Annotated in this window: 12 protein-coding genes; 7 read left to right on the forward strand and 5 right to left on the reverse strand. The window is 62.4% G+C overall.

The window, feature by feature from the left end:
• Positions 1-56: 56 nt before the first annotated feature.
• Both D906_RS13085 and D906_RS13090 read right to left on the reverse strand, forming a co-directional pair.
• The gene (locus D906_RS13085; protein WP_025753929.1) at positions 57-1,529 is read right to left on the reverse strand and encodes an inorganic phosphate transporter; all 1,473 of its coding nucleotides are present in this window, start codon (positions 1,527-1,529) and stop codon (positions 57-59) included.
• A 308-nt stretch (positions 1,530-1,837) separates the two neighbouring features.
• A complete protein-coding gene (locus D906_RS13090) occupies positions 1,838-2,038 on the reverse strand; it encodes a hypothetical protein (protein WP_025753928.1) in 201 nt (66 codons plus the stop codon).
• Between the two features lie 475 nt (positions 2,039-2,513).
• On the opposite strand from D906_RS13090, the gene pcaR reads away from it, so the two are divergent.
• The 7 genes from pcaR (at position 2,514) to pcaC (ending at position 10,538) form a co-directional block, all read left to right on the forward strand.
• On the forward strand, positions 2,514-3,389 hold the full coding sequence (gene pcaR, locus D906_RS13100; protein ID WP_019099604.1) for a pca regulon transcriptional regulator PcaR: 876 nt from the start codon (positions 2,514-2,516) through the stop codon (positions 3,387-3,389).
• A gap of 321 nt (positions 3,390-3,710) precedes the next feature.
• On the forward strand, positions 3,711-5,057 hold the full coding sequence (locus tag D906_RS13105; RefSeq protein WP_019099603.1) for an MFS transporter: 1,347 nt from the start codon (positions 3,711-3,713) through the stop codon (positions 5,055-5,057).
• Between the two features lie 219 nt (positions 5,058-5,276).
• A complete protein-coding gene (gene pcaF, locus D906_RS13110) occupies positions 5,277-6,479 on the forward strand; it encodes a 3-oxoadipyl-CoA thiolase (RefSeq protein WP_027615396.1) in 1,203 nt (400 codons plus the stop codon).
• Between the two features lie 201 nt (positions 6,480-6,680).
• Positions 6,681-7,970: an MFS family transporter gene (locus tag D906_RS13115; RefSeq protein WP_025753926.1), complete on the forward strand. Its 1,290-nt coding sequence runs from the start codon at positions 6,681-6,683 to the stop codon at positions 7,968-7,970.
• A gap of 9 nt (positions 7,971-7,979) precedes the next feature.
• A complete protein-coding gene (locus D906_RS13120; RefSeq protein WP_019099601.1) occupies positions 7,980-9,332 on the forward strand; it encodes a 3-carboxy-cis,cis-muconate cycloisomerase in 1,353 nt (450 codons plus the stop codon).
• Positions 9,333-9,343: 11 nt separating this feature from the next.
• On the forward strand, positions 9,344-10,135 hold the full coding sequence (gene pcaD / locus D906_RS13125; protein ID WP_019099600.1) for a 3-oxoadipate enol-lactonase: 792 nt from the start codon (positions 9,344-9,346) through the stop codon (positions 10,133-10,135).
• A gap of 10 nt (positions 10,136-10,145) precedes the next feature.
• On the forward strand, positions 10,146-10,538 hold the full coding sequence (pcaC, locus tag D906_RS13130) for a 4-carboxymuconolactone decarboxylase (protein ID WP_003251949.1): 393 nt from the start codon (positions 10,146-10,148) through the stop codon (positions 10,536-10,538).
• A 3-nt stretch (positions 10,539-10,541) separates the two neighbouring features.
• Here pcaC and D906_RS13135 read toward each other — a convergent pair whose 3' ends face one another.
• From D906_RS13135 to D906_RS13145, 3 genes are all read right to left on the reverse strand, one after another.
• Positions 10,542-11,051: a DUF962 domain-containing protein gene (locus D906_RS13135; RefSeq protein ID WP_019099599.1), complete on the reverse strand. Its 510-nt coding sequence runs from the start codon at positions 11,049-11,051 to the stop codon at positions 10,542-10,544.
• A gap of 74 nt (positions 11,052-11,125) precedes the next feature.
• Positions 11,126-12,049, reverse strand: a complete 924-nt coding sequence (locus D906_RS13140) for a LysR family transcriptional regulator (RefSeq protein WP_019099598.1) — start codon at positions 12,047-12,049, stop codon at positions 11,126-11,128.
• A 200-nt stretch (positions 12,050-12,249) separates the two neighbouring features.
• Positions 12,250-13,503, reverse strand: coding sequence for an OprD family porin (locus tag D906_RS13145; protein WP_019097260.1), 1,254 nt, complete (start codon positions 13,501-13,503; stop codon positions 12,250-12,252).
• Positions 13,504-13,644 lie beyond the last annotated feature (141 nt).

Genomic DNA, 13,644 nt, shown 5'->3' on the forward strand with positions numbered 1-13,644 from the left:
GAATAACGCTCATGAAAAAGGCGCCACGGGGGCGCCTTCATTCATTGCGGTATCACTCAGCCAATGGCTTTGGACGCCAGCCAGAACAGGCCGGCCGCCAGGCCCATCGAGGCCGGCAGGGTGAGGACCCAGGCCAACAGGATGGTCTTCACGGTGCCGCCTTGCAGGCCGCTTTTGTTGGCGACCATGGTGCCGGCCACGCCGGACGACAGCACATGGGTGGTCGATACCGGCAGGGCGAACACGTTGGCCATGCCGATGGCGCAGGCCGCGGTGATCTGTGCCGACATGCCCTGTGCATAGGTCATGCCCTGCTTGCCGATCTTCTCGCCGACGGTCAGTACCACGCGCTTCCAGCCAACCATGGTGCCCAGGCCCAGGGCCAGGGCGACGGCCACGATCACCCAGAACGGGGCGTATTCGGTCGTGGCAGTAAGGTCTTTGCGCAGTTTTTCCAGGTCGGCCTTTTCACGGGCCTCCAGGCCTGGCAGCTTGCCAACCTTCTTCGCCGTGTCATCCAGGCACAGCAGGTAGCGGCGCACTTCGACACGCTTGTCGGCACTCAGGCTGTGGTAGTCGGTCACGCCTTGCAGCGAGGCCTGCAGCGCGGCAATGGTCGGCTCGGTCTGCTGCGGGTTGCAGCTGAACTGCTCCGGCAGGTCGCTGGCCTTGGCTTTGCCCAGCGCCAGGAACTCGCCCAGGGTGGCGGCGTTGCGCTGATAGAACTGGCTCATGTGCAGGGTGGCGTCGCGGGTACGTTCGATCTGGTAGGTGGTGCTGTTCAGGTCGAGGACGAACTTGGCCGGGACGATACCGATGAGCACCAGCATGATCAGGCCGATGCCTTTCTGGCCGTCGTTCGAACCGTGCACGAAGCTGACGCCCATGGCGGAAACCACCAGCACCATGCGGTTCCAGAATGGCGGGTGCTTCTTGTCGTCGAGTTTGCGGCGCTGGTCGGGGGTTTTGTGCATCTTCGACAGCGGGCGCCACCACTTCAGGCCGATCAGCACCAGGGCGGCAACGGCGAAGCCGGCCATTGGCGAGACCACCAGCGACATGGCGATGTCGATCGCCTTTTGCCAGTTGACGCCGTCGCCCAGCGGAATGTCGTTGATCAGGGCGTTGGCCAGACCGACGCCGAGAATGGAGCCGATCAGCGTGTGCGAGCTGGAAGCGGGGATGCCAAAGTACCAGGTGCCCAGGTTCCAGGTGATGGCCGCAGCCAGCAGCGAGAAGACCATGGCCAGGCCGTGTCCGGTGTTCACGTTGATCAGCAGCTCTACCGGCAGCAGGTGCACGATGGCATAGGCCACCCCGACACCGCCGAGCAGAACGCCAAGGAAGTTGAACACGCCGGAGAAGAACACGGCGAGGTGCGGCGGCATGGCTTTGGTATAGATGACGGTAGCTACCGCGTTGGCGGTGTCATGAAAGCCATTGATGAACTCGAAGGCGAGTACGAAGGTCAAGGCGAGCAGCAGGCTCACCAACACCCAGGCATCCAGTCCGCTGAATAAATCGATCATGAAGGTTGTCTGGCGGTCATAGGGGGGCGGGATTATGCCAGAAAACCTTGGCAATCGATGCACCTGCTACAGACCGATGGCGATTTTCATGGCGAGCACGTGCTATGCACATCAGCGCTTGCAGGTAGGAAAATGTCCTTTAAATGACGCTAAAACTGGCGAAAACCCGAAAAAATATCGCGAAATGGCTCTTCTTCCGAAATTCAAACGGATGTATGAAATTTGTGTAATTCCATTTCACCTTCGGCCTGACGGTAAAGATAGACCGCGCTCGGGGCCGGGCGACGACGCGCTGGCGTGGCCTGGGTTCAGGGATTGTCGCTGCGCAGTTCCTTCTCCATACGTTGCAGTTCCTGATTGAAGGACTGGTCACGGATGCTGGCACGTTTGCGCCAAGGTTTGCGTTCTGGATCCGGTTGTGCGGCGTAAGTGGTGACTTCGCCACCGTAGACATCTTTGAAGCGCTCAGCCTGGCGCTCGAGTTCTGCGCGCAGTTCGTCTTTTGTCACATGTAGTACCTGAATAAGTGGGATGACTGTTGTTATGCGTTGTGCAGCGTGCACATGCCTTGCAGCCTGCAACGGCTTCAAACAGCGGAAGGTTGCACTGTCACGGACGCATCGGGCCTGCGTTATCGATTATAGCAACCGATAATTCACCGAACATCGTTATTTACCCAACACTGACATCATCTGACATAAGTAATGGGCAGTGTCGGGAAACAGTTTGGACCTTTCGTACAAGTTTGAAAGGCAAGGCGGATAAAAGTTCGCTGCAACGCCGGGATGAGGCCCGAATGAAAAACGGCCTCGCCAAAAGGCGAGGCCGTTGCCTGGGGACTTCTACGGTGGGTACCTGACCAGTCTCTCCAAAGAAGCCACAAGTGGCATGAGCAAGGTATAAGCAAACGTGTCGGCGGTCAATTGCGATTATCGGCCGTTTGTTCGATAATCGCACGAACCGGCGTTTTTTTTGAGGTGTGCGATGAGTGACGAAACCCTGGCCAACGAATCCGGCAATTCGGAAGTGGCACGGCCTGCTTCGGCTGCCATGGCGCCGCCGATCGTGGCTTCTCCGGCCAAGCGCATCCAGGCCTTTACCGGCGACCCGGACTTCATGACCTCCCTGGCACGTGGCCTGGCCGTGATCCAGGCGTTCCAGGAGCGCAAGCGCCACCTGACCATCGCCCAGATCAGCCACCGTACGGAAATCCCTCGTGCAGCGGTGCGCCGTTGTCTGCATACGTTGATAAAGCTGGGTTACGCCACCACCGACGGGCGTACCTATTCGCTGCTGCCCAAAGTGCTGACCCTGGGGCATGCCTACCTGTCGTCGACACCGCTGGCGATTTCTGCCCAGCCATACCTGGACCGTATCAGCGATCAGTTGCACGAGGCGGCCAACATGGCCACGCTCGAAGGTGACGACATCCTTTATATAGCCCGCTCGGCCACGGTGGAGCGGCTGATTTCGGTCGACCTGTCGGTGGGCGGGCGCCTGCCGGCCTACTGCACGTCGATGGGGCGCATTCTGCTGGCGGCCCTGGACGACACCAGCCTGCGCGAGTACCTGGAGCGTGCCGACCTTAAAGCGCGCACCAGTCGTACCCTGCATGACCCTGAATCGTTGTTCGCCTGCATCCAGCAGGTGCGCGCTCAGGGATGGTGCGTGGTGGACCAGGAACTGGAGCAGGGGCTGCGATCGATTGCGGTGCCGGTGTATGACGCTTCGGGGCAGGTGTTGGCGGCGTTGAACGTGAGTACCCACGTAGGGCGAGTGACGCGCAGTGAACTGGAGCAGCGTTTCTTGCCGATTTTGCTCGCTGCCAGCCGCGACCTTTGCCATCAGTTGTTTGGTTGAATTTGCCGGGGCCGCAAGGCGGCCCCCAAATAGAACAGGCAAAACCGTTTCCTGTGCGATAAACGCACAGTGTCGTTCCGGGTGAATTGCTTCACTTGCGCCCGCTGATTAATGTTTCTCGCAACGGTCGGCCCTGCCTACCGAACAAGAAAAACATAAGAGGCACATAACATGAATACTGTCCCCTCGCTGCCGCGGCCGCACCCGCGCGCAGTACCGTTGTATCCAGGCTGACGCAGGCCATATTCCCCACTCATCGCCCTCTGTGCCGGTTGCCCGTGTGCAGTGGTCTGGCTGTGCCCTACATTCTGGATAACAACAATGAACCAAGCGCAAAACAACGTCGGCAAAAGCCTCGACGTTCAGTCGTTCATCAATCAGCAGCCGCTGTCCCGCTATCAGTGGCGGGTCGTGCTGTTGTGCTTCCTGATCGTCTTCCTCGATGGCCTGGACACTGCCGCCATGGGCTTCATCGCCCCGGCCCTGTCGCAGGAGTGGGGGATCGACCGTGCCAGCCTCGGCCCGGTCATGAGTGCCGCATTGATCGGCATGGTGTTCGGCGCCTTGGGCTCCGGGCCGCTGGCTGACCGCTTCGGCCGTAAAGGTGTCCTGGTGGGCGCGGTGCTGGTGTTCGGCGGTTTCAGCCTGGCTTCGGCCTATGCCACCAACGTCGACCAGTTGCTGATACTGCGCTTTCTGACGGGCCTGGGCCTTGGTGCCGGTATGCCCAACGCGACCACGCTGCTGTCCGAATACACCCCTGAGCGCCTCAAGTCGTTGCTGGTCACCAGCATGTTCTGTGGTTTCAACCTGGGCATGGCGGGTGGTGGCTTCATTTCCGCCAAGATGATCCCGGCTTACGGCTGGCACAGCCTGCTGGTTATCGGTGGGGTGCTGCCGCTGCTGCTGGCGTTGGTGCTGATGGTCTGGCTGCCGGAGTCGGCGCGGTTCCTGGTGGTACGCAACCGAGGCACCGACAAGGTGCGCAAGACCCTGTCGCCCATCGCGCCACAGGTGGTGGCCGAGGCCGGCAGCTTCAACGTACCGGAACAAAAGGCCGTGGCCGCACGCAACGTGTTTGCGGTGATCTTCTCCGGCACTTATGGCTTGGGCACCCTGCTGCTGTGGCTGACCTACTTCATGGGCCTGGTCATCGTCTACCTGCTGACCAGCTGGCTGCCAACCCTGATGCGGGACAGCGGCGCGAGCATGGAGCAGGCCGCATTCATCGGTGCGCTGTTCCAGTTTGGCGGCGTGCTCAGTGCGGTCGGTGTGGGTTGGGCCATGGACCGTTTCAACCCGCACAAGGTCATCGGCATTTTCTACCTGCTGGCCGGGGTGTTCGCTTACGCCGTGGGGCAGAGCCTGGGCAACATTACCGTGTTGGCCACGCTGGTACTGATTGCGGGTATGTGCGTGAACGGCGCGCAGTCGGCAATGCCTTCGCTGGCTGCACGCTTCTACCCGACCCAGGGCCGGGCCACGGGTGTATCGTGGATGCTGGGCATTGGCCGCTTTGGCGCGATTCTCGGGGCCTGGAGTGGCGCAACGCTGCTGGGCCTGGGCTGGAACTTCGAGCAGGTGCTGACGGCATTGCTGGTGCCGGCGGCGCTGGCGACCGTGGGCGTGATCGTGAAAGGGCTGGTGAGCCACGCAGACGCGACCTGAGGCCGGTAAAGCGCAAGAAGGGGATCGGTAGGTTTGCAACAAATGGTTCGTTAATCGCACAAATAGTCGATTATCGGATTGTAAGCGACCTGCCAGTCTCCTTAATCTGAGCTCACTGAAGCACCCTGACCAGTAGCCTCCAGCAGACCACCCCCGAACCACTGAAGTCGAGCCGTCCGCCCTGCGTGACCTCGAAGCCCGTACCGCAGGAGAAGCTTAATGCGCGACGTATTTATCTGTGACGCTATCCGCACCCCGATCGGCCGCTTCGGCGGCGCCCTGGCCGGCGTGCGTGCCGACGACCTGGCTGCCGTGCCGCTGAAGGCGCTGATCGAGCGCAACCCGAGCGTACAGTGGGATCAAGTCGACGAAGTGTTCTTCGGCTGCGCCAACCAGGCCGGTGAAGACAACCGTAACGTGGCGCGCATGGCGCTGCTGCTGGCCGGCCTGCCCGATAGCATCCCGGGTGTTACCCTGAACCGCCTGTGCGCGTCAGGCATGGATGCCATCGGCACTGCCTTCCGCGCCATCGCCAGCGGCGAAATGGAGCTGGCGATTGCCGGTGGCGTCGAGTCGATGTCGCGTGCCCCGTTCGTCATGGGCAAGGCCGAAAGCGGCTATTCGCGCAACATGAAGCTGGAAGACACCACCATCGGCTGGCGTTTCATCAACCCGCTGATGAAGAGCCAGTACGGCGTGGACTCCATGCCGGAAACCGCCGACAACGTGGCCGACGATTATCAGGTTTCGCGTGCTGACCAGGACGCCTTTGCCCTGCGCAGCCAGCAGAAAGCGGCAGCCGCCCAGGCCGCCGGCTTCTTCGCCGAAGAAATCGTGCCGGTGCGCATTGCGCACAAGAAAGGCGAAACCATCGTCGAGCGTGACGAACACCTGCGCCCGGACACCACGCTGGAAGCCCTGACCAAGCTCAAGCCGGTCAACGGCCCGGACAAGACAGTGACCGCCGGCAATGCCTCGGGCGTGAACGATGGTGCTGCGGCGCTGATCCTGGCGTCGGCTGAAGCGATGAAGAAGCACGGCCTGACGCCACGCGCCCGCGTTCTGGGCATGGCCAGTGGCGGTGTTGCCCCACGGGTAATGGGCATTGGCCCGGTGCCGGCGGTGCGCAAGCTGACCGAGCGCTTGGGTGTGGCAGTCAATGATTTCGATGTGATCGAGCTGAACGAAGCTTTTGCCAGCCAAGGCCTGGCGGTGCTGCGTGAGCTGGGTGTGGCCGATGATGCGCCGCAGGTGAACCCTAATGGCGGTGCGATCGCCCTGGGCCACCCGCTGGGTATGAGCGGTGCGCGCCTGGTGCTGACGGCACTGCACCAGCTGGAGAAGAGTGGTGGGCGCAAGGGCCTGGCAACCATGTGTGTAGGGGTTGGGCAGGGTCTGGCTTTGGCCATCGAGCGGGTGTGACCTGTACCGGCCTTTTCGCGGGCAAGCCCGCTCCCACAGGATGATTGTTGCCCACTGCACAACAAAAACCTGTGGCAGCGGGCTTGCCCGCGAAGAGGCCGGTCTTGTTAGACACAAGGCCAATTGCCAGCCAGAAAGCGGAACGAGTGTGTTACCAGGTATGTCTAGACTTACCTGGGACCCTCTTGGAGTAAAACCGTCATGACCTCAACCTATTACACCGGCGAAGAACGCAGCAAGCGCATCTTCGCTATTGTTGGTGCCTCATCAGGCAACCTGGTGGAATGGTTCGACTTCTACGTCTACGCGTTCTGCGCGATCTACTTTGCCCCGGCCTTCTTCCCTTCCGACGACCCTACCGTGCAATTGTTGAACACGGCAGGTGTGTTCGCCGCAGGCTTTTTGATGCGCCCCATCGGTGGCTGGATCTTCGGCCGCCTCGCTGACCGCCATGGTCGCAAGAATTCCCTGATGATCTCGGTGCTGATGATGTGCTTCGGCTCCCTGATGATCGCCTGCCTGCCCACCTATGCCAGCATCGGCACCTGGGCGCCAGCGCTGCTGTTGCTGGCCCGTCTGATCCAGGGCCTGTCGGTAGGCGGCGAATACGGCACCACTGCCACCTACATGAGTGAAGTGGCGTTGCGCGGTCAGCGCGGCTTTTTTGCTTCGTTCCAGTACGTCACCCTGATCGGCGGCCAGTTGCTGGCGGTGCTGGTGGTGGTGATCCTGCAACAGTTGCTCACAGAAGACGAGCTGCGTGCCTGGGGCTGGCGTATTCCGTTCGTGGTTGGCGCCATCGCCGCGCTGATCTCGCTGATGCTGCGCCGCTCGCTGCACGAAACCAGCAGCGCCGAAACCCGTCAGGACAAAGACGCCGGCACCATCAAGGGCCTGTTCCGCAATCACGCCGCGGCCTTTGTGACCGTGCTTGGCTATACCGCGGGTGGCTCACTGATCTTCTATACCTTCACCACTTACATGCAGAAATACCTGGTGAACACGGCCGGCATGACGGCAAAAAACGCCAGCTACGTGATGACCGGTGCGTTGTTCCTGTTCATGGTGCTGCAGCCGTTCTTCGGCATGCTGTCCGACCGCATCGGCCGGCGTAATTCGATGCTGCTGTTCGGGGCGCTCGGTACCCTGTGCACCGTGCCGCTGCTGATGGCGCTGAAAACGGTGACCAGCCCGTTCATGGCCTTTGTACTGATCAGCCTGGCGTTGTGTATCGTCAGTTTCTACACCTCGATCAGCGGCCTGGTGAAGGCCGAGATGTTCCCGCCGCAGGTGCGTGCGCTGGGTGTGGGCCTGGCCTATGCAGTGGCGAACGCGGCATTCGGCGGCTCTGCCGAGTACGTGGCCCTGGGCCTGAAGACCCTGGGTATGGAAAACACTTTCTACTGGTACGTGACGGCCATGATGGCGATTGCCTTCCTGTTCAGCCTGCGCCTGCCGAAGCAGGCGGCGTACCTGCACCACGATGATTAAGGACGTGGCATGACCAACCAACTGTTCGACGCCTATTTCACCGCGCCGGCCATGCGCGAGATCTTCTCCGACCATGGCCGCTTGCAGGGCATGCTCGATTTCGAAGCTGCGCTGGCCCGTGCCGAAGCCGCTGCCGGGCTGGTGCCGCATAGCGCCGTGGCCGCCATCGAGGCAGCTTGCCAGGCCGATCGCTATGACGTTGGCGCGCTGGCCAATGCCATCGCCACTGCGGGTAATTCGGCAATCCCGCTGGTGAAGGCGTTGGGCAAGGTGATTGCCAGCGGCGTGCCTGAGGCCGAGCGCTATGTGCACCTGGGCGCCACCAGCCAGGATGCGATGGACACCGGGCTGATCTTGCAACTGCGCAATGCCCTCGACCTGATCGAAGCCGACCTTGGCACGCTGGCCGATACCCTGTCGCAGCAAGCCTTGAAGCATGCTGATACCCCACTGGTTGGCCGCACTTGGTTGCAGCATGCCACCCCGGTGACCCTAGGCATGAAACTGGCTGGCGTGTTGGGCGCCTTGACCCGCCACCGCCAGCGCTTGCAGGAACTGCGCCCGCGCTTGCTGGTACTGCAGTTCGGCGGTGCCTCGGGCAGCCTGGCAGCCTTGGGTAGCAAGGCGATGCCGGTTGCCGAGGCGCTGGCGGAACAGCTGAAGCTGACGCTGCCGGAGCAACCCTGGCACACCCAGCGCGACCGCCTGGTGGAGTTTGCCTCGGTGCTGGGCCTGGTGGCCGGCAGCCTGGGCAAGTTCGGCCGCGATGTCAGCTTGCTGATGCAGACCGAGGCGGGGGAGGTGTTCGAGCCTTCCGCGCCGGGCAAGGGGGGGTCTTCCACCATGCCGCACAAGCGCAACCCAGTGGGCGCTGCCGTGCTGATCGGCGCCGCCACCCGCGTCCCTGGCCTGGTATCTACCCTGTTCGCCGCCATGCCGCAGGAACACGAGCGCAGCCTGGGCCTGTGGCATGCCGAGTGGGAAACCCTGCCGGATATCTGCTGCCTGGTTTCCGGCGCTCTGCGTCAGGCCCAGGTCATCGCCGAGGGCATGGAAGTGGATGCAGCGCGCATGCGCCGTAACCTCGACCTTACCCAAGGCCTGGTGCTGGCCGAAGCGGTGAGCATCGTGCTGGCCCAGCGCCTGGGCCGCGACCGTGCCCACCACCTGCTGGAGCAATGCTGCCAGCGCGCCGTGGCCGAACAGCGTCACTTGCGTGCCGTGCTGGGGGACGAACCGCAGGTCAGTGCCGAACTGTCTGCCGAAGAACTTGATCGCCTGCTCGACCCTGCCCACTACCTGGGCCAGGCGCGCGTCTGGGTGGCGCGCGCCGTGACCGAACATCAACATTTTACTGCCTGAAGGAGACCGCTGTGGCGCACTTGCAACTGGCCGATGGCGTTTTGAACTACCAGATCGATGGCCCGGAAAACGCCCCGGTACTCGTCCTGTCCAACTCGCTGGGCACTGACCTGGGCATGTGGGACACCCAGATTCCACTGTGGAGCCAGCACTTCCGGGTGCTGCGCTACGACACCCGTGGCCACGGTGCCTCGCTGGTCACTGAAGGCCCCTACAGCATCGAGCAACTGGGGCGGGACGTGCTGGCCCTGCTCGATGGCCTGGACATCCAGAAAGCGCACTTCGTCGGTCTGTCGATGGGCGGCTTGATCGGCCAGTGGCTGGGCATCAACGCCGGTGATCGCCTGCGTAGCCTGACCCTGTGCAACACTGCCGCCAAGATCGCCAATGACGAGGTGTGGAACACCCGTATCGATACCGTGCTCAAAGGCGGCCAGCAGGCCATGGTCGACCTGCGCGATGCGTCCATCGCCCGTTGGTTCACTCCAGGCTTCGCCCAGGCCCAGGCAGACGAGGCCCAGCGCATCTGCCAGATGCTGGCGCAAACCAACCCGCAAGGCTATGCCGGCAATTGCGCAGCCGTGCGTGATGCCGATTACCGTGAGCAACTGGGCCGCATCCAGGTGCCGGCGCTGATCGTTGCCGGTACCGAGGACGTGGTGACCACCCCTGAACATGGCCGCTTCATGCAGGCCGGTATCAACGGTGCCGAGTACGTCGACTTCCCGGCTGCACACCTGTCGAACGTCGAAATCGGTGAGGCCTTCAGCCGCCGCGTGCTCGACTTCCTGCTCGCTCACTGAGGACAACGCCATGGACGAGAAACAACGTTACGACGCCGGCATGCAAGTGCGCCGCGCGGTGCTGGGCGATGCCCATGTGGACCGCAGCCTGGAAAAGCTCAACGACTTCAACGGCGAGTTCCAGGAGATGATCACCCGCCATGCCTGGGGTGATATCTGGACCCGCCCGGGCCTGCCGCGCCATACCCGCAGCCTGATCACCATCGCCATGCTGATCGGCATGAACCGCAACGACGAGCTGAAACTGCACCTGCGCGCGGCGGCCAACAACGGTGTGACCCGCGACGAGATCAAGGAAGTGCTGATGCAAAGCGCGATCTACTGCGGCATCCCGGCGGCCAACGCCACCTTCCACATGGCCGAGTCGGTGTGGGACGAGCTGGGCGTAGAATCGCGCCAGTAAGCGTTATTGCTGAAGCCTGACCGGCCCTGCAGAGGTTTCCACGGCCGACTTCAGGGCCGGGCACAGGCCCAGCATGAACGCGGCTTCTGCCACCACGAACAGCGGCCCGATGATCAGGCCGCTGACATCGTCGACAAAGGCCGGTTTACGGCCTTCGTAGTAATGGCCGACGAACTGGATGACCCAGCCCAGCACGAATGCCCCCAGCCCGGCGCTTAGCCACAGCACTGTGGTCTGCATTGCCAGCACCTGGCCTACCCACAGGCACAACCCCAACAGCAGCCCCATCACCAGCCCGAAGCGCAGGTCCAGGCGCAGGTAGAACCATACCGATGCCGCTGCTGCCAGCAGGGCAGGGGATAGCCACATGCCGGCCACCTCCCAGCCTGGGCGCGATAGCAAGATGGTGACGGCCAGCACGATCATGGGGATGCCGACGAAGTGGGTGGCGATGTTGCGTGGGTCGCGGTGGTAGCTGGCGTACTGGCTCAGGTGGTCGACGAGGTTCTTCATTGTTGTGCCTCCCTGTTCAGCGTTGTTTTGCCTGATAGTGAACAGGATAGCCCGCAGCCACCAGCATCATCAGCTCAGCGAATGGCAGCAGCCCGTACTGGCGTATCCAGCCCCACCAGCGTCTCGATCATCGCCCGCGCAGCCGGCGACAATCGATAACCACTGCGGCTGACCACCCCACAGCGCACGCTCAACACTTCCAAAGCAGGCGGTAAGTTGCGCCAGTGCAGGCGCACCAGTGTGCCGGCGGCCAGGTCTTCGGCCACGGCCTCTTCGCTGGCGGTACCGATGGCATCGCTGGCCTGTACCACGCTGCGCAGCACCGCCAGATGCTCGGTTTGCAGGTGCGGAGTGAAGTCGTTGCGCCCGCTCAGGTTGGCCAGGCGCTTGCGCACACCGGGGGCGAGCAGGGCGCTGGCCAGTGGGTAGCTGAACAGGTCGTTGGTCGACAGGCTGTCCTTGGCCAGCAGCGGATGGCCCGGGCGGCAGAAGAACAGCCCTGGGCGTGGCGACAAGGGCTCGGTGTGGAAATTGGGGTCGGCTTCGAACGGGCGGATATCATCGACGAAAAACTCGATCTGTTCGCGGCGCAAGGCCTGACCGAGGCGTTCGCTGTTGTCCACGAGCAGGGAAGTGCGGATACCGGGATGGCGCTCGATGAAGTGGCGCAGGGCGTCGGGCACCAGGCGCACGGCCAGGGCCGGGCCGCTGCCGAAGTGCAACTCGCCGGCGTCGAGCTTGGTCATCTGCAGCACTTCGTTGCTCAGCTGCGCGGCGCCTTGAACCAACCGGCGGGCATGTTGCAGCACCACCAGACCTTCGGGGGTAGGCGGCAGGGCTTTGCTGGCGCGGTCTACCAGCGGGCAGCCGAAGGTGTGTTCCAGGCCTTGGATGGCACGGCTGAAGGCGGGCTGGGTGATGCCCATGGCCTCGGCGGCACGGACGAAACTGCGGTATTCGGTAAGGGCGATGAAGTAGCGCAGCTGGCGGAGGTCCATGTCACGGCTCTGGGGCGGGGATCAGGGGCCTATTCAAGCGGTTACAGCTTATGTCGTCAAAGAAGGTTTTAGGATTTGTTTATAGCTTAAAGTTATTTTATTGGGCATCTGGCCTCTTCGCGGGCACGCCCGCTCCCCAGGGTCACCACAGTTTTCAAAAGCTTTGGTGACCCTGGGGAGCGGGCGTGCCCGGAAAGATTTTAAAGGAGGTTCAGCGGGTAACTCACAATCAACCGGTTCTCATCGAACGCGTTGGTGCTGAAGTCCCGGCGCATGGTGGAGTTGCGCCATTTCACCGACAGGTCCTTGAAGCTGCCCGACTGCACCACGTACGCCAGTTCGGTCTCGCGTGCCCACTCCTTGCCATCATCCACGCTGCCCACGGTGACGTTGTCACCCTTGATGTAGCGGTTCATCAACGTCAACCCAGGCACGCCAACGGTGGCGAAGTTGAAGTCATGGCGCACCTGCCAGGAGCGTTCTTTGGCATTGTCGAAGCTGGAGTTGTAGCTGTCGTTAGCCAAGGTGCCACCACTGGTGCCGTTGACCCGCATCCAGGCATCGTCGCCGCTGACCTTTTGCAGGCCGACGTAGAAGGTGTGGCCTTGGTAGCGTGCCGAGAGCATGGCCGAGGCGGTGCGGTTGTCCAGCTTGCCGGCGCGTTCGGCACCGTCTTCCTTGCCGATGAAGTAGCCCAGGTTGGCACCCAGGGTCCAGTCGCCCAGCGGTTGGCTGTGCGTCAGGTTGAGGTATTGCTGGCGGTAGATGTCCTTGAGCTGGGCATCCCACAGGCCAATCATGGTGCGCTTGTCGTTGAAGGTGTACTCACCGCCGCCGAAGTTGAAACGGTCGGAGGTGAACGCGCCTTTGCCGTTCATCGACATGTCTTCCATGCTGGCGTCGTTACGCGGGCTGTTGCCGCGGAACTGGCCGGCGTACAAGGTCAGACCGGCGATTTCCTTCGAGGTCAGCTGGCCGCCGCGGAAGGTCTGTGGCAGCGAGCGGCCGTCGTCCGAGCGCAGGATGGGCAGTACCGGCATCCATTCACCGACTTTCAGCTCGGTTTCGGACAGTTTGGCTTTCAGTGCGACACCCAGTCGGCCGAAGTCATCGGCCGGGCGGCCGTCATCATGCACGGGCAGCAGGTGCGTGTTGGTGGTGCCTTTGCCGCCGTCGAGCTTGACCGAGTACATCCCCAGTACGTCCACGCCGAAACCGACGGTGCCTTGGGTGAAGCCGGAGCGGGCGTCGAGAATGAAGCTTTGTGTCCATTCTTCGGCCTTGGCCTGCGGGTGGGCGGGGTCGACGAAGTTGCGGTTGATGTAGAAGTTGCGCAGGTTGAGGGTGGCCTTGGCGTCCTCCATGAAACCGCCTTCGGCGGCGAACAGCGGGAAGGCGCAGGACATGGCCAACAGGCCGGGCAGCAGCTGGCGTGCGGGTTGCAAAGTGCTCATCTGTCGTGGATCTCTTGTTTTTATGGGTCGAGCCGGTGCACTGCTGGATCGAGCCTGCAGGTGCGGGTCTTTTGGATGAACTTGGGCAACGTTGCGTGAGGGGATGGTGCGGGGTTGTGCGGGGCTGAGGCAATTCGCCGC

Source organism: Pseudomonas sp. LAIL14HWK12:I1 (assembly GCF_003202095.1).
Classification (GTDB): Bacteria; Pseudomonadota; Gammaproteobacteria; order Pseudomonadales; family Pseudomonadaceae; genus Aquipseudomonas; species Aquipseudomonas monteilii.